19 protein-coding genes are annotated in these 20,933 nt (G+C 61.0%); 11 read left to right on the top strand and 8 right to left on the bottom strand.

The features are described from left to right. Positions 1–11: 11 nt before the first annotated feature. Both BLU48_RS20370 and BLU48_RS20375 read left to right on the top strand, forming a co-directional pair. Entirely contained in the window at positions 12–668 is a 657-nt protein-coding gene (locus BLU48_RS20370) for an alginate O-acetyltransferase AlgF (RefSeq protein WP_043049782.1), read from the top strand. A 187-nt stretch (positions 669–855) separates the two neighbouring features. Then, entirely contained in the window at positions 856–2,307 is a 1,452-nt protein-coding gene (locus BLU48_RS20375; protein WP_057021511.1) for a mannose-1-phosphate guanylyltransferase/mannose-6-phosphate isomerase, read from the top strand. A gap of 103 nt (positions 2,308–2,410) precedes the next feature. On the opposite strand, the gene BLU48_RS20380 is transcribed toward BLU48_RS20375, so the two are convergent. Continuing rightward, on the bottom strand, positions 2,411–5,899 hold the full coding sequence (locus BLU48_RS20380) for a hypothetical protein (RefSeq protein ID WP_231988980.1): 3,489 nt from the start codon (positions 5,897–5,899) through the stop codon (positions 2,411–2,413). 181 nt (positions 5,900–6,080) lie between these two features. On the opposite strand from BLU48_RS20380, the gene BLU48_RS20385 reads away from it, so the two are divergent. Both BLU48_RS20385 and BLU48_RS20390 read left to right on the top strand, forming a co-directional pair. Continuing rightward, positions 6,081–6,545, top strand: a complete 465-nt coding sequence (locus BLU48_RS20385; protein WP_057021512.1) for a hypothetical protein — start codon at positions 6,081–6,083, stop codon at positions 6,543–6,545. Positions 6,546–6,559: 14 nt separating this feature from the next. After that, positions 6,560–7,372 (top strand): SDR family oxidoreductase, encoded by an 813-nt coding sequence (locus tag BLU48_RS20390; RefSeq protein ID WP_057021513.1) that lies wholly within the window; start codon positions 6,560–6,562, stop codon positions 7,370–7,372. Here BLU48_RS20390 and BLU48_RS20395 read toward each other — a convergent pair. Continuing rightward, the gene (locus tag BLU48_RS20395; protein ID WP_057021514.1) at positions 7,369–8,226 is read right to left on the bottom strand and encodes a LysR family transcriptional regulator; all 858 of its coding nucleotides are present in this window, start codon (positions 8,224–8,226) and stop codon (positions 7,369–7,371) included. The two genes, BLU48_RS20390 and BLU48_RS20395, sit on opposite strands and share 4 nt — an antisense overlap. Positions 8,227–8,337: 111 nt before the next feature. On the opposite strand from BLU48_RS20395, the gene BLU48_RS20400 reads away from it, so the two are divergent. Both BLU48_RS20400 and BLU48_RS20405 read left to right on the top strand, forming a co-directional pair. Then, the gene (locus tag BLU48_RS20400) at positions 8,338–9,525 is read left to right on the top strand and encodes an MFS transporter (RefSeq protein ID WP_057021515.1); all 1,188 of its coding nucleotides are present in this window, start codon (positions 8,338–8,340) and stop codon (positions 9,523–9,525) included. Further along, a complete protein-coding gene (locus BLU48_RS20405; RefSeq protein ID WP_057021516.1) occupies positions 9,518–9,919 on the top strand; it encodes a hypothetical protein in 402 nt (133 codons plus the stop codon). Before BLU48_RS20400 ends, BLU48_RS20405 begins: the two co-directional genes overlap by 8 nt. A gap of 120 nt (positions 9,920–10,039) precedes the next feature. On the opposite strand, the gene BLU48_RS20410 is transcribed toward BLU48_RS20405, so the two are convergent. From BLU48_RS20410 to BLU48_RS20425, 4 genes are read right to left on the bottom strand one after another with little or no spacing between them, the layout of a single operon-like run. After that, positions 10,040–10,900 (bottom strand): efflux RND transporter periplasmic adaptor subunit, encoded by an 861-nt coding sequence (locus BLU48_RS20410; protein ID WP_057021517.1) that lies wholly within the window; start codon positions 10,898–10,900, stop codon positions 10,040–10,042. A gap of 10 nt (positions 10,901–10,910) precedes the next feature. After that, positions 10,911–11,111 carry a DUF1656 domain-containing protein gene (locus BLU48_RS20415; RefSeq protein ID WP_046070983.1) on the bottom strand — a complete coding sequence of 67 codons (201 nt, stop codon included), beginning with the start codon at positions 11,109–11,111 and terminating at the stop codon, positions 10,911–10,913. Continuing rightward, positions 11,101–13,278, bottom strand: coding sequence for an FUSC family protein (locus tag BLU48_RS20420; protein WP_057021518.1), 2,178 nt, complete (start codon positions 13,276–13,278; stop codon positions 11,101–11,103). Before BLU48_RS20420 ends, BLU48_RS20415 begins: the two co-directional genes overlap by 11 nt. A 10-nt stretch (positions 13,279–13,288) precedes the next feature. After that, positions 13,289–14,800: an efflux transporter outer membrane subunit gene (locus BLU48_RS20425; protein ID WP_057021519.1), complete on the bottom strand. Its 1,512-nt coding sequence runs from the start codon at positions 14,798–14,800 to the stop codon at positions 13,289–13,291. Between the two features lie 182 nt (positions 14,801–14,982). Between BLU48_RS20425 and BLU48_RS20430 the strand changes: the two genes are divergently transcribed. The 5 genes from BLU48_RS20430 to BLU48_RS20450 all read left to right on the top strand — a co-directional run bounded on the left by BLU48_RS20430 (position 14,983) and on the right by BLU48_RS20450 (position 19,579). After that, positions 14,983–15,951, top strand: coding sequence for a LysR family transcriptional regulator (locus BLU48_RS20430; protein ID WP_057021520.1), 969 nt, complete (start codon positions 14,983–14,985; stop codon positions 15,949–15,951). A gap of 217 nt (positions 15,952–16,168) precedes the next feature. Further along, the gene (locus tag BLU48_RS20435; RefSeq protein ID WP_057021521.1) at positions 16,169–17,143 is read left to right on the top strand and encodes a 2-hydroxyacid dehydrogenase; all 975 of its coding nucleotides are present in this window, start codon (positions 16,169–16,171) and stop codon (positions 17,141–17,143) included. Between the two features lie 195 nt (positions 17,144–17,338). Further along, positions 17,339–18,241, top strand: a complete 903-nt coding sequence (locus BLU48_RS20440; protein WP_057021522.1) for a chemotaxis protein CheV — start codon at positions 17,339–17,341, stop codon at positions 18,239–18,241. A gap of 3 nt (positions 18,242–18,244) precedes the next feature. Continuing rightward, complete coding sequence (locus BLU48_RS20445) at positions 18,245–18,727, top strand: GNAT family N-acetyltransferase (protein ID WP_057021523.1); 483 nt, start codon at positions 18,245–18,247, stop codon at positions 18,725–18,727. A 108-nt stretch (positions 18,728–18,835) separates the two neighbouring features. Continuing rightward, the gene (locus BLU48_RS20450) at positions 18,836–19,579 is read left to right on the top strand and encodes a YkgJ family cysteine cluster protein (protein ID WP_057021524.1); all 744 of its coding nucleotides are present in this window, start codon (positions 18,836–18,838) and stop codon (positions 19,577–19,579) included. Positions 19,580–19,636: 57 nt separating this feature from the next. On the opposite strand, the gene BLU48_RS20455 is transcribed toward BLU48_RS20450, so the two are convergent. Both BLU48_RS20455 and BLU48_RS20460 read right to left on the bottom strand, forming a co-directional pair. Further along, entirely contained in the window at positions 19,637–20,419 is a 783-nt protein-coding gene (locus BLU48_RS20455) for a transporter substrate-binding domain-containing protein (RefSeq protein WP_057021525.1), read from the bottom strand. Positions 20,420–20,583: 164 nt separating this feature from the next. After that, positions 20,584–20,817: a hypothetical protein gene (locus BLU48_RS20460; protein ID WP_057012972.1), complete on the bottom strand. Its 234-nt coding sequence runs from the start codon at positions 20,815–20,817 to the stop codon at positions 20,584–20,586. Positions 20,818–20,933: the final 116 nt, after the last annotated feature.

The following is a 20,933-nucleotide window of genomic DNA, read 5'->3' on the forward strand; positions in this document are numbered from 1 at the left end:
AGGTAACTCACATGACTTTCACTACAACTCCTCGTCGTCTCGCCAAGACCCTGGCCATCGCTGCCGGCCTGAGCTTCGTATCGATGTCCGCCTTCGCCGGTGGTGACGCCGCCCTGTACGGCCCAACCGCGCCAAAGGGTTCGAGCTTCGTGCGCATCTACAACGCCAGCAACCAGGAAGTCAGCGCCACCGTCGGCAGCACCAACCTCAGCGACGTGGCGCCATTGGCCAGCAGCGACTTCAGCTTCATGCCGGGCGGTGACTACAGCGCCAAGGTCGGCAGCCAGACCGTGCCGGTCAAACTCGCTGCCGATCACTACTACACCCTGGTCAACAACAGCAGCGGCCAGCCTCAGCTGATCGAAGAGCCGCCGTTCAAGAACAAGCAGAAATCCCTGGTACGCGTGCAGAACCTCAGCGACAAGGCCCTGACCCTGAAAACTGCCGACGGCAAGACCGATGTGGTCAAGTCGGTGGCCGCCAAGGGCCGTGGTGAACGCGAGATCAACCCGGTGAAGGTGAGCCTGGCGCTGTATGACGGCGACAAGAAGGTCGGCGATGTGAAGCCGGTGGCCCTGGAGCGCGGTGAGGCAGCGGTGCTGTACGTCACAGGTTCCGGTTCGAGCCTGTCGCCAGTCTGGGTCAAACGCCCGGTGTCGACCCGCTAACTATTTCCCTGAGTTGACACGCCCCCTTGTGGGAGCTGGCTTGCCTGCGATGGCGGTCTTGAAGGCGCCATCGCAGGCAAGCCAGCTCCCACAATGACCGGGTTTCAACTCAGGACCGAGACAAAAACAAGAGTGAAACGACAAACCTTCGTAGCTCTGACCCAAACTGATTCAAGGAGAAACACCCATGATCCCAGTAATCCTTTCCGGTGGTAGCGGCTCACGTCTTTGGCCGCTTTCGCGTAAACAGTTTCCCAAGCAGTTCCTGGCCCTGACCGGCGAGCACACGCTGTTCCAGCAAACCCTGGAGCGCCTGGTGTTCGAAGGCATGGACGCCCCTATCGTGGTGTGCAACAAGGACCACCGCTTCATCGTCAACGAGCAACTGAGCGCGCGTAAGCTCGAATGCCAGCGCATCCTGATGGAGCCCTTTGGCCGCAACACCGCACCGGCCGTGGCCCTGACCGCGATGATGCTGGTTAACGAAGGCCGCGACGAGCTGATGCTGGTGCTGCCCGCCGACCATGTGATCGACGACCAGAAAGCCCTGCAACGTGCCCTGGCCCTGGCCACCGTGGCGGCAGAGCGTGGCGAGATGGTGCTGTTCGGCGTACCGGCGACCCGTCCGGAAACCGGTTACGGCTACATCAAGTCCACCAACGACTCGCTGCTGCCCGAAGGCGTGAGCCGCGTGCAACAGTTCGTGGAAAAGCCCGATGAAAAACGCGCCATCGAGTTCGTCAAGAGCGGTGGTTATTTCTGGAACAGCGGCATGTTCCTGTTCCGCGCCAGCCGTTTCCTCGAAGAGCTGAAAAAGCACGATCCGGACATCTACGACACCTGCGTACTGACCCTGGAACGTAGCGAGCAGACCAACGACACCGTGACCTTCGACGACGCCACCTTCGCCTGCTGCCCGGACAATTCCATCGACTACGCGGTGATGGAAAAAACCCAGCGTGCCTGCGTAGTGCCGCTGAGTGCCGGCTGGAGCGACGTGGGTTGCTGGGCCTCGCTGTGGGCGGTCAATGACAAAGACGCCAACGGCAACGTGAGCAAAGGCGACGTGGTGATCCAGGACAGCCGCAACTGCATGGTGCATGGCAACGGCAAACTGGTGTCGGTGATCGGCCTGGACAACATCGTGGTGGTGGAAACCAAGGACGCGATGATGATTGCCCACAAGGACAAGGTCCAGGGCGTCAAGCAGATGGTCAACACCCTCAACGAGCAAGGCCGCAGCGAAACCCAGAACCACTGCGAAGTCTATCGTCCGTGGGGCTCCTACGACTCGGTGGACATGGGCGGGCGCTTCCAGGTCAAGCACATCTCGGTCAAGCCGGGCGCGTGCCTGTCGCTGCAGATGCACCACCACCGCGCCGAACACTGGATCGTGGTCAGCGGCACCGCCGAAGTCACCTGTGACGAGAACGTGTTCCTGCTTTGCGAGAACCAGTCCACCTACATCCCGATCGCCTCGGTGCACCGCCTGCGCAACCCGGGCAAGATCCCGTTGGAGATCATCGAAGTGCAATCGGGCAGCTACCTGGGCGAAGACGATATCGAGCGCTTCGAAGATATCTACGGTCGCTCGACGCCGGTTGAACGTGGCGTGTCGGTGAAAACTATCGCGCAGTAAAACAGTCGTACAAGAAGTCCTCGCCCAGCCCATTGCGTCCCCTATCCGCAGTGGGTTGGGTGGGGGCTTTTTTTTGCTCGTTCACACCTGTTTCAGCACATCCTCAACCGAAATAATCGGGGAACGTGTTCGGCCCCAGATACAGGAAGTTCGACGACGTCAGCTTGATTTCCTTGTCCATCTTGAGCTCAACGATCTGGCTACCGGCAGTGACGGGACCCAGCTCCTTGGGCACCTGGTCGGTGCTGAATATCACCTTGTATTCGCCTCTGCCCGCATAGCGTTCATTGCCCAGGAACAACAGGGTTTCAACGTTCTCACTGTTGAGTTGTTGGCCGGGAGGATTTACGTACACGCCGCCCTTTGAACCCGCGCGTGTTTCACCTCGGGCCAGGTCATTGATACCTTGGGCTCGAGCGATCGCTTCGGCGCCTTCCTTGCTGGTGTAGTGAATATAAACCGGTTGCCCATTGTGAAAGCCCGAATCCAATACCGATGACCAATCAGGGTGATTAGTCAAAGGGCGACTCACTATAGAGGGTGAAGGCGGATTGCCTTTGCGCGCGTTTTTTTGCGGTTGCAGCCTGATGCTGTCCACATCCGTAGCTTTTCTGCCCGCACCGACATTGACTGCCAATCGCCATTCGCCATTACCTTTGGGCACCAGCACCATCACCTGGTTTTTAGTTTCAGGATCAATGACCCGAATGGGTCTGCCCTTGCCCTGGTAGCGACGTTCAACCAGAAATGCCCGGCTCTCGCCCGTGCCATCGGTAAAGTTGACATAGAAGTCATCACCTACCTGGTAAGTACCGTCCTCCCTTAAGGGACGGCCCTCCAGAAAGTCCTCAGGCATGGCGTGAGCACTGTAGTCGCGGCGGATACCGGCAACGTCGGACGCCGCATCGGACAATTTGACGGTGTCGTCAAGAGAAGAAGATTGCTTCTGCAATATGTCCTTCAACTCCCTGTAGCTACTCTTCAATACCGACTTGCTCCCCCTTGCCAAACCTTCCGCCAGGTCTCCAAGGCCATCAGCAGGGTTCAAGCCACTGACAGTCGAACGCAGGACCTTATCGGATGCCTTGAACGCTCGCGCGCCAAGTTTTCCGCTCAAGTTGCCCAAGGCTTTACCCGCTTGGCCCACGCCCTTGGCGACTGGAACGATGAAACCGAAAATATCCAGCGCAAAATCCCGGATCGCCGCGCCGGTATTACCCTTGACGGCGTTTTCAATTGCATTGGCGAATGGGATCAGCCCTTTTACAAAGTCATGGCCAGCCTTGATACCGGCCTCTTCCTCTTCCACCTTGGTCACACCCCTGGCGCCAGCCTGCATCGCTTCGCGATCATGCAGCAGGTGGCCGGCCACCACATTGGCAATCGTGTCGAACCGCGCATTCATGGCATCCGCTGCATTGGCGACCTGTCCTGGGCGCGGCTCGGGCAAGTAAGGCCCATCGAGCCGCTGCGTCAGGAGCCCTTGGGAGACTTTGCCTGGCTGGGGTGGGGTGCTGCTTTCATAGGCTTCATAATCGACCGCGACGCTGACCCCTTTGGCCTGGGTAGTGGCGTAAGTTTCAGCGTTGGCGACCCGAGGCGGGGGATTGGGCAGATAGCGTGGCAGGTCATCGCGACGGCGGATGGTGCCTTGCAGAGGAAATACTTCGTAGTAGACATGCCGCAGGTTTTTTTCGTCCTGGTCGCTGCCACTTGGGTCGATCTTGGTCAGAACGCGCATCAACAACCCATAACGCCCCTTGGCAGCGCGTGCCTGGGCATCAGTCTCTTCCCCTTCAGCCTCCGCGACACTGGCTTTGCGTAGGGAGAAAAACTCGACCTTACCCGACGCGATGGTTTGCCTGTCTTCCAACGGTAGCTGCGACAACTGGTGTTTGACTGTGGTCGTGACCCCCTCTTTCAAACCGTTGAAGTAATCATCGAACTGAGTATTGAACTGCGCATTGACATCAGGAAGCGGCCTGACCCGCAGAAAACGGTTACCAATCTGAAAGTCGTAGCGCTCCTTTTTGGGAATACGGTCCATTTTCCCTGACATGTAGATGTCCAGTAATGAGTGCTCGTCGCTCTCACTGGCATCGATGTTAACGATGCGCGTGTTGCGCACATCAAACGGACCGTTTTTGTAGACACTTTCCAGGTTGCCAGTCGCAATGCCTTCACGTGTCGGCATGGGCGCGCTTAACTGGTCGTGGGCTTTTTTCAGCGCGGTGAGCTCCAGATCGAAGGCCTCGCGGACCTCAGTCACCTCTTGCACCGTATAATCGTCATCGTCCCTTCGATCAATTTTGCCCTGGGCGATGCCCCATTGAATCAATGCGCTGGCCTGAGCCTTGGTCTCAATAATGACCTGCGCGGATGTAACAGGATTCAGTTCGGCCAGGCCCATGAAGGTTTTGAAATCGGTGTGCGTCGCTATACCCGGCGACCAAAACTCTTGCGCCTGCACAACCGCCGACAGTCGGGTAAACGCTGCAGACTTGACCACCATGTTACTGGGCATATCCGCGACTATAAATGCCGGTTCAGACCCTGCAAGCAGCATACGTGCGGCGGCTGGCGCCATCTCGGCAGGCACCTTGCCTTGGTCCACCAGATACTGCTCAAGACGCGCCACCACCACCGCAGGATGAACGTCCCGGTTGGCCGGCTGATAAAGGTCGTAGCCTGCGACTACGCCGCGCTTGCTGCCCGCCTGGGGATCAAGCTCCAGGATCATGGCCGTCAATGCCCAATCAACCGCATCTGCGATTACCGCCGTGTCCGTGCTCTTGAAAGCAGTTTGCAGCGTTTGCCCCAAGCCTTTGATCTCGGCAGTACTCATCATGTATTCGAGGACTTGCGCCGCGCTCATGCCTTGGATCGACGCCCCATGCCGTTCATAAAAGGCCTGGAAGATGCCGTTGCCGGGCGATAGCTTGACCATTTCTGCCGTCGCCATTTCGCTCAGCTTCATGCGTCGCTCGCTGTCCAGGGTGTCTGGCTGGTTCAACAGCCCCCAGTGATTGCCGTAATCGGCCGGTTCGGGTAACGGCTGTTTAAATACCGCTATCAGGTTTGCCAGTTGCACGGGATCTTTCGGGACCAACACTTGGTTTTCCCTCAGGAACCACGCCACCGAGTCCTCCTCACCCGGCCCGATGCCATGGGCGCGCGCAAATGCTGAATATTCATGAATGGAAAACGTCTTCGTTTCCAGCAACGGCGCTACGTCCAGGCTCGGATCCTTGGCAATGGCCTCTTGGATCTGTTGTAACGCCGTGACGAGGCGATAGTTGTTTTGGATGTTCCCCGTCAGTTGCTGCCAATGCTCAAGCGTCTGCCCGGCCATCAGCGCGCCTTCGCCAACAGGAGGGTTTTCCAGCTCAATACTGCGGCGCAATCGGGACAACGCAGGTTGACGAGGTACAGAAGGCATTTCGGATGCTTTATTGTCCACCGCTACGGCAGACGATTCGGCCGGCAAGGGCGACGGCGTGGCAAGGGCCACCGGCGGTGGCAGATAAGATGGGCTGGGCAAGTGACTGATCATCGACTCTATCTCACAGAAAAGGGATTGGAACCGGGACATGTCGGGGTATCCGTTCTGACAAGCTCGGTCGCCTCCTGAGTGTCGATTCGTATCAATAACGCGACAAAAAGTTATTTAGGGATATGTCCCCTAGGCAGCGCCGCTCCTGCCTCGGCTCCTCCGATAGTCAATCCGGCCCGGCCACAGGTACGATGGCCTGTCCCTAAACGAGGTTGTCAGCATGTTCTTTGGTGTTTTACTGATCATTACCTGGCTGATCCTGCTGCTGCGTTACCCGGCCAAGGCCTTGCCGGTGTCGCTGACGGCTGCCATCGGCCTGGGTCTCGTCGCCGTCTGGGTGGTGTGGCTGGACAACCGCGAAGCCGCGCAGCTGGCGCGCCTTGAGTTGCGCATCACGTATGCCCCGCAGGAATGCCCGACCGACCGCCCACTGAAATTGACCCTCAACAACGGCAACGATGTACCGCTGACCGAATTGCGCTGGCGCGTCGCCGCCTATGCGCCGGGCGACACGGTCAACCTGGCCGACAACGTCTACGCCGCCCCACGCTATCGTGGCCCCGGCGAATTGCAGGCCGGTGCCACCTGGGACGATTGCCTGCCCACACCGCCATTGCGCCCCGGCTATCGCCCACAAACCCTGGAATTTCGCGCCGAGCACCTGCAAGGCAGCTTCTCGGACTGACAAAGGAATGATGCATGCCCAACGTACTGATCACCGGTTGCTCCAGCGGTATCGGCCGCGCCCTCGCCGACGCGTTCAAAGCCGCAGGCTTCAACGTATGGGCCAGCGCCCGCCAGCCCGATGACGTCGCCGCCCTCGCTGCCGCAGGCTTCAATGCCGTGCAGTTGGACGTCAACGACAGCGCCGCCTTGCAACACCTGGCCGAGCAATTGAGCGAGCTGGATGTGCTGGTCAACAACGCTGGCTACGGCGCCATGGGCCCGTTGCTCGACGGCGGCACCGAGGCGATGCAGCGCCAGTTCCAAACCAATGTATTTTCTATCGTGGGCGTGACCCAGGCGCTGTTCCCCGCCCTGCGCCGCAGCAGGGGCCTGGTGGTGAATATCGGCAGCGTTTCCGGGGTGTTGGTGACGCCGTTCGCCGGCGCGTACTGCGCATCCAAAGCCGCTGTCCACGCCTTGAGCGACGCTCTGCGCATGGAGTTGGCCCCGTTTGGCGTACGCGTCATGGAAGTTCAACCCGGCGCGATCAACACCAGCTTTGCAAAGAATGCCGGGGCCCAGGCCGAACTGTTGCTCAACGAAACATCGCCATGGTGGCCGTTGCGCGAAGGCATTCGTGCCCGCAGCCAGGCCTCTCAGGACAAACCCACCCCAGCCGGTGAGTTTGCGGCGGATGTGCTCAAGGCCGTGCAACTAAACCAGCCACCGCGCCTGCTGCGCTCGGGCAACGGCAGCCGCGCGTTGCCATTGATGGCGGCGCTATTGCCCAAGGGGTTGCTGGAGAAGGTGTTGAAGAAGCGCTTTGGCTTGAGCGGCAGCCTCTAGCCCTTCATAAAATCAATAAACGCCCGCACCTTCAGCGGCAGGTGTCGGGTATCCGGATACATCGCGTAGACCCCTTGGGGCGCGAAGCGATGATTCGCCAACACACGCACCAGCCTTCCAGCCTCCAGGTCCTCCTGCACCAGCCATTGCGGCAAAATCGCCACACCGTGACCGCGCACGGCAAACGCTTGAAGCACCGCCGCGCTATCGGCCACCAACGCGGCAGGCCCGGCGCGGTATTGATATTGGCCACCCGCCGGGTCGGTCACGCTCAACTCAGTCAAGCGACCATGGCCCAGCCGTGGTACTTGCTCTAATTCATCCAGGTTTTGAACCCCGGCAAACTGCGGCGCCGCAACAGCAAACACATCGAACGTCGACAACTGCACCGCCCGATGATTGGAGTCAAGCAAGCGCCCCAGGCGAATCGCCACGTCGAAACGTTCGGAGATCAAATCGGCGTGGGTGGAGGATGTGGATAAGTGAATATTCAGGTCCGGGTGCAGGCGGCGAAAGGCTTCCACCGCCGGGGCGACCACGGCCAGGGCATACTCCAGGGTGGTGGTGATACGCAGGGTGCCCTTGAGCTGGGCGTGCTCGGAGCGGGCTTCTTCCACCGCCAAACGGGCCTCTTCGAGCATGCGCGTACAGCGAAGGTAGAAGCGTTCGCCAGCATCGGTGAGCGCGAGCTGACGGGTATTGCGGGTCAGCAGGGTAACGCCCAACTCCGCTTCCAGGCGCTTGAGGTTGAAGCTGACCACGGCGCGGGTCTGGCCGAGTAGATCAGCGGCGGCGGTGAGTGAGCCGGCCTCGACCACGGCCTTGAAGGTGTCGAATCGGTCCAGGCTGACCATGGGCCACGCCCTCCGTTGTCAAAATATTTTTGACAAACTAACAGCCAAACCGACGTATCTCAAACGTTGCGCCCGCCCTACCCTGCACGCTTCATTCGCAGGATCGCGTTCATGACCTACCGCTCGAAAGTCGCCTGGATCTTTTTACTGGGCTTTGCCCTGGACCTGGTGAACATGTTTGTCGCCACCGTCGCCTACCCGGATATCGCCCGCGAACTGCAAGCCTCGGTCACGCAACTGGCGTGGATCAGCAATGCCTACATGCTCGGGTTGACGGTGATTATTCCCTTGAGTGTGTGGCTGGCGGCGATTATGGGCGAGCGCACGCTGATCGCCACCAGTCTGCTGCTGTTCGCAGGAGCCTCGGTGATGGTCGGCCAGGCCGGTTCCATCGACGTCTTGATTGGCTGGCGCGCTTTGCAGGGACTCGGTGGCGGCTTGTTGATTCCCGTGGGGCAAGCCATGGCTTACCGGCACTTCCCAGCGGTCGAGCGCAGCCAATTGACAGCGCGTGTGATGTCGGTGGCATTGCTGGTGCCAGCGCTGTCCCCGGCGTTGGGCGGGCTGATTGTCGATAGCCTGTCCTGGCGCTGGATTTTCTACGCAAACCTGCCACTGGCCTTGATCACCCTGCTGCTGGCGCTGCTGTGGATAAAACCCGATATGCCTGCAAGCGTGCGCCCGCCCCTGAACCTGGGCAGCATTTTCAAACAGGCCGCCAGCCCGATGCTGCGCGTGGCGATGCTGGTCTACCTGTGCATTCCCGGGGTATTTATCGGCACCAGCCTGATCGCCATCCTCTATGTACGCGGCCTGGGGTATGACGCCACCCAGGCCGGCGCACTCATGTTGCCCTGGGCCCTGGCCTCGGCCATGGCGATCTACCTGAGCAAGCAACTCTTCAATCGTTGTGGCCCGAAACCCTTGCTGGTGGCGGGCATGGCGCTGCAATGCGGCGGCATCCTGTTGCTCAACGAGCCGGCCCTGATCATTGCCGCCTATGCCTTGATGGGCCTGGGCGGCAGCCTGTGCAGCAGCACCGCACAGACCCTGGCCTTTCTGGATATCCCCACCGAGCGCATGGGCCACGCCAGCGCCTTGTGGAATATCAACCGCCAAGTGAGTTTCTGCTTGGGTGCCGCCGTACTCAGTGCCGTGCTGTCGGCCTTGGATTCCTTCGCCATAACCTTCACGATGGCGGCAGCCTTGACCCTGTTGCCGCTTTTCGCAGTGTTGCGCCTGGATGCATCCAGGGTACGCAGCCTGCTTCACCCTTCCAGCGAGCCCAAGCATGATTGACTACAGTGATTTTTTTGAAGAAGTGATCCAGACCCACGTCGAGATCGAGCAATGGTTTGCCGGTGTTGCGCCTGAGGGCACCCTGCAAAACCTGCTGGCGCGCTTCTCACCCGAGTTCAGCATGGTCGCGCCCGCCACCGGTACGCGCGTCAATAGAGCCGGGGTCAATGCGCTATTCACGCGCCTGGGCGGAATGCGCCCGGGGTTGAAAATCACCTTGAGTGAAATGACCGGCATTGATCGTCATGCGCGGGGGGCCACGGTGACTTACCGCGAGCATCAGGTGGATGACAGTGGTACACAGACGGATCGCCGGGCCACTGTGGTGTTTGAGAAGCAGGCCAGTGGTGCGCTGTTGTGGCGGCACTTGCATGAAACGTTTATCAAGGCTTAACGCGGGTCTGAATGTGGGAGGGGGCTTGCTCCCGATAGCGGTGTGTCAGTGTCAGATGTACCGACTGACACACTGCTATCGGGAGCAAGCCCCCTCCCACATTTGAATCTCCCACAGTTTTTAGTTTTGTGTTGGGTTGACGATCACGGTGCAGGTGATGCCAGCCGCCAGCAGCACGCCCTCGGGCACTTCATCAATGTGAATGCGCACCGGCACGCGCTGGGCCAGCCTCACCCAGTTGAACGTGGGGTTCACATCGGCAATCAGCTCGCGGCTCTCAGGGTTGTCACGGTCGTAGATACCGCGGGAGATGCTTTCCACATGGCCCTTTAGGGTCTCGCCGCTCATCAGCTGCATGTCGGCTTTGTCACCGACTTTGACGTGGGGCAGCTTGGTCTCCTCAAAGAAGCCATAAACCCAGAACGAATTCATATCCACCACAGCCATCTTCGCCTCGCCGATACGCGCATAGTCGCCGCGATGCACGTTGAGGTTGGTGACGTAGCCGTCCACCGCCGCCAGCACGCGGGTGCGTTTCAGGTTGAGTTCAGCGGCTTCCAGTTGCGCCAGGGCGTGCTGGTAATCGGCCAGGGCCGAGTCGGCGATGTTGCTGGCGTCGTCGCGGTTTTCCCTGGAGATCACCAGGGCGTCGAGGTCGGCGCGACGGTGGGCGTTGAGCTTGCGCATCTCCCAGGTGGCCTTGCGTGAGGCCACCAGCGATTGGGCTTGCCTGACGGCAATGCGGTAGTGCTCGGGGTCGATCTGCATCAGCAGGTCGCCTTTTTTCACCAGCTGGTTATCGCGTACCGGCACATCCACCACCTCGCCGGTCACGTCAGCCGCCACGTTGATGATGTCGGCGCGTACCCGGCCATCACGGGTCCAGGGCGTTTGCATGTAGTGCACCCATAATGTGCGGCCAATCCAGATTGCCAAAGCCAGCACCAGCAAGGTGGCGAGCAGGCTGAAAAACTTTTTCATCGGGGCATTCTCAACGGTAGACGCTCAGCGCCAGGGCGCCGAACAAGCAAGCGAACAGGCTCAGGCGCAGCAACGCCGGGTGCCAGAAAAACCGATACAGGTCGAACCCGGCCAGGAAGCGATCAATCGCCCAGGCCAACACCGCGGCGATCAGGAACATCAGGGTCATGGTCGGCATATAGATGCCATGAAATGCGATTTCACGGGGCATTCGAGGCTCCTTTTAGGGCCGCCAGTGGCGATTGCGGGTCGAGCAGCGAAGTGCGGATAAAGTGCAGGTAGCTCTTCACCCGGCGCAGGGCCGAGGTGTCGAAGTGCGGGGCGAAGGGTTCGTCGGTGGCCTGTACGCGGCTGATCGCATGGTCGACGGCGATCAAGCCGCGCTCCAGGTTGCTGGCGCTGGGTTGCCGGAACAAGCGCACCAACGAGCGGCCCATTACACGAATTGCCTGGCGCCATGGCTGGGACTCGGCATACGCCGGGTGCACCGGCAGAATCGCTTGCTCCTTGCGCAACTCGATGATCGCGTGGCCGACTTCCAATACCACGAACATCCAGCGCAGCAAGTCGCGCTGCACCTGCGGCTGGCCGACCGCGAGGCCGTAGGCCTGGTGCAGCAGGTCGCGGGTGCGGCTTTCAAAGCTCGAGGCCAGGCCCTTGAGCTTGGCGCTGATCGCATACACCACCTGCTCACGCAGGTCCTGCTCCAGGCGGCGCCACAACCAGCGGCTGTTGGGCGGCAGGATGATCGCCCCCGCTGCCGCGCACACCAGCATGCCGATGACCATGGCAATGTAGTCGTTGATAAAGGTGTAGGGGTTGTAGACCGTGAGGTTGTCCGGCACCGAGCCGGTGCTGAAGAAAATCAACAGCCCCACACCGACACCGGCGTACCGGGGGCGGGAAGAGAGAAAGGCCCCGAAGATGATCACCGGTGCGAGCATCACGCACAGCAACGGGAAACCGTCGATCCTGGGAAACACGAAGAACATTTCGACAAAGCCGACCAAGGCGCCGATCAAGGTGCCGCAGGCCATCTGGAACGCCATGCGCTTGGGGTTGGGTGTGGCGGCGGAGAGGCCCACCGTGGCCGCTGCGATCAAGGTCATGGTCGCGCCGCTGGGCCAGGCGGTGGCGACCCAGTAACTGCCCAGCACGACAAGGATAAATGAGGCCCGTACCCCGGCGGCGGTGCAGGCCAGCCAGTTGGTTTTCGGCGTGTAGGATTCGTGCCAGTCTTCCCGCGCATGGTGGTGGTCGGCCAGGGACGCGTGGGTTTGCGCGTAGTTGTGCAGGTCGTCGACGAAGCGGTACAACAACTCGTAGGCAGTATGGAAATCCAGTTGCTCGGCTTCGGTAGGGTTATCGTCCTGGAAGCTCGCCCGCAGGCTGCGCACCTTGGCAGGAAGGCCGTCCTTGTAGGCGCTCAGTTGATTGACCAGGTGTGCGGCATCCGGGCTGGTGAGGGCGCGACCGGAGAAGCTGTCGAGCACTTCGGCGAGATCTTGCAGGCCGGGTTTGATCGCTGCGACCACATGATCGGCCTCATCGGCACGCAAGCGTTCAAGCAACTGGTGCAGGGCGTTGAAGCGCGTGGTGATGCTCATGAATTCGCTGTTGAGGCGACTGAGTCGCCCATTGCGCCGACGCATGTGCGGGTCTTCGAACACGGTGACGCTGCGCAAGCCTTCCAGGCCCACCGCTTCGGCGATAAAGCGCACGTTGCTGGCCTCGAAGCCCTCCCGCTGGCTGCGCCCGCGCAGGCCGTCGGTGACGAACAGCGCGAACACGCCGAAGCGCTGGTACAACGCGTTGCGCATGGCCGCGCTGGAGGTCTGCGGCAGGATCGCCGCGCTGACCAGCGTGGAGCAAAGAATCCCCAGGGAGATTTCCAGCACCCGCCATACGGCCGCCATAAAGGCGCCGTCCGGGTGGGCCAGGGCCGGCAGCCCGACCATCGCTGCGGTGTAGCCGGCGAGCACAAAGCCATAGGCGCGGAAGTTGCGGTTACGCGTGGCGCCCGCGGTACAAATGCCCACCCAGATCGCCAGCGCGCCGAGGAACAGTTCGGTGTTCTGCGCAAACAAGGCGATCAGCAGCACCATCACCGCCGACCCCGCCAAGGTGCCCAGGAAGCGGTAGAAACTTTTGGCGAACACCTGGCCGCTCTGGGGCTGCATTACGATAAATACGGTGATCATCGCCGTGCGCGGTTGCGGCAGTTCCAGGCGCATGGCCAGCCACAGCGTGAGAAACGCAGCGACCAGCACCTTGAAGATATACACCCAGGTCACGCCGTCGCTGCGTGCCCAGTCGAAAAAGCCACGGCGCCACTCAAGGGAATGCAACCAGCGCAGCGGTGCAGGCAAGGGAGTCATCAAATCCTACTCAGTGATCAAACACGGCAAGCGCCGCCGGGGTCTTGCTCGGAAGGGTCTTGGCATCCTGGGGCACATCGTTGCCGGCACCGAGGCCGCCGCCCAGGGCGGTCACCAATTCCGCATGGACACTCAGGCGCGCCGCCTGTACCTGTTGCTCGACCTGTTGCTGACGGAACAGCAGGCTCTGGGCGTTGAGCACATTGAGGTAATCGGTCAGGCCGCGTTGGTAGGCGATCATGGCGATGTCGTAGGTTTTCTGCGCCGAGGCCACCGACTGCGCGGCGAAGGCCGACTGCTTGTCCATGGACTCGCGGCGGATCAACTGGTCGCTGACGCCCTTGAGCGCGTTGACCAGGGTCTGGTTGTACTGGGCGACGGCGATGTCATAACCGGCACTGGCTTCGCCCAGTTGGGCGCGCAGGCGGCCGCCATCAAAAATTGGCAAGGTGATCGCCGGGCCGACGTTGTAGTTGAATTTCTTCCCCGCCAGGAATTCCAGCATGCCGCCGCCGGTGGCCATGTAGCCGAGGCTGCCGACCAAGTCGACGTTGGGGTAGAAACCGGCGTGGGCCACGTCAATGCCACGGGCCTGGGCCGCCACCTGCCAGCGGCTGGCGACCACGTCCGGGCGTTGACCGAGCAACTGCGCCGGCAGGCTCGAAGGCAGTTTCAACGGTGCGGCGAGGGCCAGGCACGGGCGTTGCAACTGCGCACCCTCGCCCGGGCCTTTGCCCGCCAGCGCCGCCAGTTGGTTACGGCTCAAGGCGATTTCTTCGTCAAGGGCATCCAGTTGGCGATGGGTCTCCGGCAGCGGGCCTTCGGCCTGGCTGACGTCGAAGTGCGTGCCGATCCCGGCGTCCAGGCGTTTGTGGGCCAGGTCGAGGATCTGCTGTTGCTGGGTCAGGGTGGCAGCGGCGATATCGCGGTTGGCGTAGTGCAACGACAGCTGGATATAGGCGCGCACCACGTTGTTCTGCAGTTCGAGCTGGGCCTGGCGCGCTTCGGCGGCGCTCATATGGGCGAGGTCGACGGCGCGCTCGGTGTTGTTGCTTTCCCGCCCCCACAGGTCGAGTGCGTAGCTCAGACCCAGGGACGAATTGTTGTCCCAGGTGTTGGCACCGCTCAGTTCGCCGGGACCGTAGAACTGATCTTTCGGCCAGTTGTGGCGCTTGAGGGTAGTGTCGCTGTTGACTTGCAACGACTCGGCCGACTCCGCTACTCCGGCCAGCGCCCGCGCTTGTCGCACGCGTGCGGCGGCCATGGCCAGGCTGGGACTGTTCTGGGTGGCGAGTTCGACCCAGCGGTTGAGCTGCGGATCGCCGTAGGCTTGCCACCATTGGGTGGTGGGCCAGTGGGCGTCCTGGGCGGCGTCTTGAATGGCTTCGTCGGTGGCCAAAGTATTGGCGTTGAGGGCGTGGCCTTGGGGGGCGATTCCTCCGGTTCCGATGCAGCCGCTGATGGCTAACGATAAGGCCCAAACACTGAGAGTCTTCAGCTCTCTGCTGATGTGACGCGGCACGGCAAGCGAATTCCTGAGAGGGTGTTGCGCAAGAGGTGGCGCAATTCTAGGCGGCGGCAGGGAGGACGATAAGCTGGCATTCCTGTGAATCTTTGTTACCGTTCAGGCGATAATCCGTTGGTAGGGATCACTGGACGGCGTTACTTTCTGTCACAATTTGCTATCTCCCTTGAGAACACCCCATGGACACTTTGCAAAATATGCGCGCTTTCAGCTGCGTGGCCGAAGCCGGCAGCTTCACTGCTGCCGCCGTGCAACTGGACACCACTACGGCCAATGTCTCGCGCGCGGTCTCCAACCTTGAGGCCCACCTGCAAACCCGCTTGCTCAACCGCACCACCCGGCGCATCGCGCTGACTGAAGCCGGCAAGCGCTATTTGCTGCGCTGCGAGCAGATCCTCGCCTATGTGGAGGAAGCCGAGGCCGAAGCCAGCGATGCCCACGCCCGCCCCGCCGGGCAGCTCAAAGTGCACACCATGACCGGCATCGGCCAGCACTTCGTCATCGACGCGATTGCCCGCTACCGCCGCACCCATCCCGACGTCACCTTCGACCTGACCCTGGCCAACCGCGTGCCGGACCTGCTCGACGAGGGCTACGATGTATCCATCGTGCTGGCCAGCGAACTGCCGGATTCGGGGTTCGTGTCCCAGCGCCTGGGTATCACCTACAGCATCGCCTGCGCCTCACCGGAATACGTCAAGGCCAAGGGCTGCGCCCAACGGCCCCAGGACTTGCTCAACCATGCGTGCCTGCGCCTGGTCAGCCCGGTGATCCAGCTGGACAAATGGACCTTCAACGGCCCCGAAGGCCAGGAAAGCGTGGCGATCAACAGCTCGCCGTTCCTGGTCAATTCGGCCGACGCGATGAAAACCGCGATCACCAGCGGCATGGGCGTCGGCCTGCTGCCGGTGTACGCCGCCATCGAAGGGTTGCGCAACGGCACACTGGTGCGGGTGATGCCGACCTACCGCTCCCAGGAATTGAACCTGTACGCCATCTACCCCTCGCGCCAATACCTGGATGCAAAGATCAAGACCTGGGTGGAATACCTGCGCGGTTCGTTGCCGGAGATTCTGGCAGCGCATCAGGCGGAGTTGGTGGCGTATGAGTTGAGCGGTGGTTTGGGTAGTGTGCGGATGGCGACCTGATTTCTGCCTGACAACACAGAACAACTGTGGGAGGGGGCTTGCTCCCGATAGCAGGGTGTCAGTCACTAAATGTTTAGACTGAACCATAGCTATCGGGAGCAAGCCCCCTCCCACATTCAGAGCCTGCCCCCCCCTTTAGAGCTACGGTGTCCTGACAATCAACGGCGGGAATGTTAGCGTGCTTGGCATTCTTCCGTAGTCGATGAGCCCGCCTGCAATGAAAAAGACTGTCCTGGCCTTCAGCCGCATCACCGCGCCCATGATCGAACGCCTGCAACAGGATTTCGAGGTGATCGTGCCCAACCCCAATCAGGGGGATATCAACGCGCAGTTCAACGAAGCCCTGCCCCATGCCCACGGTCTGATCGGTGTGGGCCGCAAGCTCGGCCGCGAGCAGCTAGAAGGCGCAGGCAAGCTGCAAGTGGTGTCCAGTGTGTCGGTGGGCTACGACAACTACGACGTGCCGTACTTCAACGAGCGCGGGATCATGCTCACCAACACCCCCGATGTACTCACCGAAAGCACCGCGGACCTGGCTTTCGCCCTGCTGATGAGCAGCGCACGCCGGGTGGCCGAGCTGGACGCCTGGACCAAGGCCGGCCATTGGAAAGCCAGCGTGGGCGCGCCGCTGTTTGGCTGTGATGTGCACGGCAAGACCCTGGGCATCGTCGGCATGGGCAATATCGGCGCGGCCGTGGCCCGACGTGGGCGCCTGGGTTTCAACATGCCGATCCTGTACAGCGGCAACAGCCGCAAGACCGCGCTGGAACACGAGCTGGGCGCGCAGTTCCGGAGCCTGGACCAGTTGCTGGCCGAGGCAGATTTTGTCTGCCTGGTGGTGCCATTGAGCGACAAGACCCGCCACATGATCAGCACCCGCGAATTGAGCCTGATGAAGCGCAGCGCGATCCTGGTCAATATTTCCCGTGGGCCGGTAGTGGATGAACCGGCCCTGGTCGACGCCCTGCAAACCCAACGTATTCGCGGGGCCGGGCTGGATGTGTATGAAAAGGAACCGCTGGCCGAATCGCCACTGTTCCAACTGAGCAATGCCGTGACCCTGCCGCACATCGGCTCGGCCACCGATGAAACCCGCGAAGCCATGGCCAACCGCGCCGTGACCAACCTGCGCAGCGCGCTGCTGGGCCAGCGCCCGCAGGATCTGGTGAATCCCCAGGCCTGGAAAGGCTGATACATAACCCAATGTGGGAGGGGGGCTTGCTCCCGAGGGCGGTGGATCAGTTGTACATCTGCTGACTGACACGCCGCTATCTGGAGCAAGCCCCCACATTAGCAGTGCCCGACACAAAATCCGGTTAAAGCCCAGGCCAGCCGAGTCGATAACCTTCCATAGATGATCGTCATCCCTGATCCACAGAAGGTTTTTATGTCCACCACCAAAGCCCGCGCAGACTCACTCTCGCTTCTGCTCTTTACCTTGCGCAGCGGCAAGCTGATGGCCATCAACCTGTTGAAAGTCAGTGAAATCATCCCCTGCCCGCCGCTGACCAAGCTGCCGGAGTCCCATCCCCACGTCAAAGGTATCGCCACCTTGCGCGGCGCTTCGCTGTCGGTGATCGACTTGAGCCGCGCCTTGGGTGAAATGCCCCTGCAAGACCCGGACGGCGGCTGCCTGATCGTCACCGATGTCAGCCGTTCCAAGCAGGGCCTGCATGTGCAGGCAGTGAGCAAGATCGTGCATTGCCTGACCACCGATATCCGCCCGCCCCCCTACGGTTCTGGCGGCAATCGCGCGTTTATCACCGGGGTGACCCAGGTGGAAGGTGGCCTGGTGCAGGTGCTGGATATCGAGAAAGTCATCCACGGCATCGCCCCGGCACCGATTGAAGCGGCGCCGACCGACCTGACCATGGAAGAAGCCGAAGTACTGGGCAATGCGCGCATCCTGGTGGTGGACGACAGCCAGGTAGCCCTGCAGCAATCGGTACACACCTTGCGCAACCTCGGCCTGACCTGCCACACAGCCCGCAGCGCCAAGGAGGCCATCGATGTGTTGCTGGAGCTGCAAGGCACCGGCGAGCAGATCAACGTGGTGGTGTCGGACATCGAAATGTCCGAGATGGACGGCTACGCCCTGACCCGTACCCTGCGCGAAACCCCGGACTTCCAGGAGCTCTACGTGCTGTTGCACACCTCCCTGGACAGCGCGATGAACAGCGAAAAAGCCCGCCTGGCCGGTGCCGATGCGGTGCTGACCAAGTTCTCATCGCCGGAACTGACCAAATGCCTGGTCGTGGCCGCCAAAGCTGTGGCGCAAAAGGGCCTGTAGGCGTTGACCGATTATTTCCAGCTGTTGCGTCGCGACCTCACAGGCAGCCTGCCCGCCCCGCAGTGGCCAGCAGATACGCGGCTAGATCATTACCGGGATGAGCTGGCCCCGGCGATCCATGCCGTGCTGCGCATGACCCAGGACCAGGGCGGCGGCCGTGTCGCCAGGCTGGATGAATGGCGCCGGCAATTCGTCATCAATGCCGAGTTCGACCCAACGCTGTGCCTGGTAGCCAGCAACGCCGACGGCATCCTCGGGGTGGCCCAATGCTGGACCAGCGCCTTTATCAAGAACCTCTGCGTGCACCCTTGCGCCCAAGGCCAGGGCCTGGGCCGTGCCTTGTTGCTGCAAGCCTTCCAAATGTTCAAGCAGCGCGGCGAACCTTATGTCGACCTTAAGGTGCTGGAGAGCAACCTGCGTGCCCGGCAGCTGTATGAAAGTGCGGGTATGAAATTTGTCCTACGGGACATAGTGACCAAGGACTGATGACCACTGGCGCATAACTTGCTTCCAGAGAGCCCGAGCGGTGAATAGAGGTAAAAACCCGTCACTCCTCAAGCGTCCCCTCTGAACTTGCCTGGTGACAGATCCGCCATGAACACTCATTTTTCCTGCGTAGGTTGTGGCAAATGCTGCAACGACCATCACGTGCCCCTGACCCTTGAAGAGGCCCGGCAATGGGCGGCGGACGGCGGTAATGTCATCGTTCTGGTCGAAGGCTTCCTACGTAACGGCCTGGGCTTGCCCCTGCAACAACGCGAACACGCCGAGCGCCGTTCCGTGATCGTGCCCAGCGGCAATACCGAGGCTTTCGTGGCAATCACCTTTGCCGCCTACAACGCTGGGCCCTGCCGGAATCTTGACGAAGACAACCGCTGCCGCATCTACGAGCGACGCCCCCTGGTGTGCCAGATCTATCCGATGGAGATCAATCCGCATATCCCGCTGAACCCGGGTGCCAAGGATTGCCCGCCGCAGTCCTGGGAACAGGGACCGGCGCTGATCGTCGGTGGCGAACTGATGGACCTGGAACTGGCTGAGCTGATCCGTCGTTCGCGCCAGGCCGACCGTGATGATGTGCAGGCCAAGGCGGCGGTGTGCGCGTTGCTCGGCATTCATACAACCGCGCTCAAGGGCGACGGCTTTACCGCGTATCTGCCGGATATGCAGGCATTTGCCCTGGCCATTGAGCAGACAACTGACCAATCAGCCATGGCCACTGAATGGGTGTTCCATGTGTCCGGGATGGATATCGCCGAACAACTGCTGGACGCTGGTGCGCAGATTGCCACCGAGGTGCCGGCCAACTATGCGTTTATCTCACTGAGGGCGGCCTGACCGCTGATGGGGATTTGGCGAGTGCGCCTCATGTCAATGGGGCCTCGCCCCCAGCCATCACGGACTGGATGGCAGCACATCGAGACGATAGGGCTCGACGATGCGCTGGTATTCACCGTTTTGCATCAGCTCTTCAAGCGCATGGTTGAGTTCATTGCGCAACGAGGTATCGAGCTTGCGCACTGCGATCGCCACGCTGTCGCCCAACAGGTCAGACGAAACAACCGGGCCGAGAAAATCGAAATCCAGGCCCTGAGCCGTGTCCAGCAGGGCCTCACGTATCTCTACCGCACCTTGCAGGGTCGCATCGATATCGCCCGCGAGGAGGCTGTTGATCAGTTGATCATTGAGCCAGAAACTCTTGATGATCACGCCTGCCGGCGCCCACTGCGACAGGGCAAAGGCTTCACGATTGCTTCTGATCAAGACCCCGACACGCTTGCCCTTGAGCGACCGCCGATCAGGGGTCAGGCCTGCGGTTTTACGGGCCACCAAGCGGGTGGTGATGGGGTAGAGTGCATTGGTAAAGCTCACCTGTTGTCGCCGATTCGACGTCGGCGCCATGCCCATGATCGCGTCGAACTTTCGGCCTTCCAGGGCCGGGAAATTTTCCATGACCACTTGGTCGACCCAGGTACAGCGCACGTTGAGTTGCTCGCACAGGGCGTTACCCAGTTCGATATTCAACCCCACCAGTTGCCCTTGGGAGTTGCGGTGTTGGAACGGCGGGAAGTGCGCGGCGACGGCGAAGCGGATTTCGTGCCGTGGTTGATCGCTGGCGGCAGCAACAGTCGTCGACAGCAAGAGAGCAAACACAGCACAAATGTGTATCAGGGCCACAGGAACGTCCTTTTCCGGGAAAAACTGGCTCACCGCCCCCGATGAGCGTCATTGGGGCGGAGTAAAATGCTGTGCCAGCTTTCAAGAAATGGTCGCGGACCTACAATCAGAAATATCTACATGCGCCGTAGGCAACAGCCGATACAGCGCAACAAACTTTGATCCTAACGTTTACCCATGGAACGACGAGTGCCCGGTGGCGCCATACCCGGCGTCTTGGCATGGCCATTCTTGGCGCCGCCTTTGTACCAGGGCTGGCCGGCATGCTTGGCTCCGGCCAGTTCACCCGGCTTGAAAGGGAACTTGAACGCGGGAATCTCGGCTTTTTCAACACCGTCGGCAGTGGCCAGGTCGACGAGTTCGGCCGCTTCGACAGGGGGTTGGGTGGGGGAAGACATAAGGGCTCCGGCGCAGCTATAGGCGTAAAAGCGCGAGTATACGGGGCTGGAGCTGCCAGCGGTAAGCTTCCACCACAAGTTCAAAGCCCCCAGCTGTCACCGCTGTCAGTTTGCCG

This window comes from Pseudomonas synxantha (genome assembly GCF_900105675.1).
GTDB lineage: Bacteria > Pseudomonadota > Gammaproteobacteria > Pseudomonadales > Pseudomonadaceae > Aquipseudomonas > Aquipseudomonas synxantha.

Coding starts and splice junctions, on each gene's coding strand:
- BLU48_RS20370 (WP_043049782.1), top strand. CDS start 12: ATGACTTTCACTACAACTCCTCGTCGTCTCGCCAAGACCCTGGCCATC.
- BLU48_RS20415 (WP_046070983.1), bottom strand. CDS start 11,111: ATGCCCCGTGAAATCGCATTTCATGGCATCTATATGCCGACCATGACC.
- BLU48_RS20400 (WP_057021515.1), top strand. CDS start 8,338: ATGACCTACCGCTCGAAAGTCGCCTGGATCTTTTTACTGGGCTTTGCC.
- BLU48_RS20440 (WP_057021522.1), top strand. CDS start 17,339: ATGTCCACCACCAAAGCCCGCGCAGACTCACTCTCGCTTCTGCTCTTT.
- BLU48_RS20420 (WP_057021518.1), bottom strand. CDS start 13,278: ATGACTCCCTTGCCTGCACCGCTGCGCTGGTTGCATTCCCTTGAGTGG.
- BLU48_RS20390 (WP_057021513.1), top strand. CDS start 6,560: ATGCCCAACGTACTGATCACCGGTTGCTCCAGCGGTATCGGCCGCGCC.
- BLU48_RS20450 (WP_057021524.1), top strand. CDS start 18,836: ATGAACACTCATTTTTCCTGCGTAGGTTGTGGCAAATGCTGCAACGAC.
- BLU48_RS20375 (WP_057021511.1), top strand. CDS start 856: ATGATCCCAGTAATCCTTTCCGGTGGTAGCGGCTCACGTCTTTGGCCG.
- BLU48_RS20435 (WP_057021521.1), top strand. CDS start 16,169: ATGAAAAAGACTGTCCTGGCCTTCAGCCGCATCACCGCGCCCATGATC.
- BLU48_RS20385 (WP_057021512.1), top strand. CDS start 6,081: ATGTTCTTTGGTGTTTTACTGATCATTACCTGGCTGATCCTGCTGCTG.
- BLU48_RS20430 (WP_057021520.1), top strand. CDS start 14,983: ATGGACACTTTGCAAAATATGCGCGCTTTCAGCTGCGTGGCCGAAGCC.
- BLU48_RS20460 (WP_057012972.1), bottom strand. CDS start 20,817: ATGTCTTCCCCCACCCAACCCCCTGTCGAAGCGGCCGAACTCGTCGAC.
- BLU48_RS20380 (WP_231988980.1), bottom strand. CDS start 5,899: ATGTCCCGGTTCCAATCCCTTTTCTGTGAGATAGAGTCGATGATCAGT.
- BLU48_RS20410 (WP_057021517.1), bottom strand. CDS start 10,900: ATGAAAAAGTTTTTCAGCCTGCTCGCCACCTTGCTGGTGCTGGCTTTG.
- BLU48_RS20405 (WP_057021516.1), top strand. CDS start 9,518: ATGATTGACTACAGTGATTTTTTTGAAGAAGTGATCCAGACCCACGTC.
- BLU48_RS20395 (WP_057021514.1), bottom strand. CDS start 8,226: ATGGTCAGCCTGGACCGATTCGACACCTTCAAGGCCGTGGTCGAGGCC.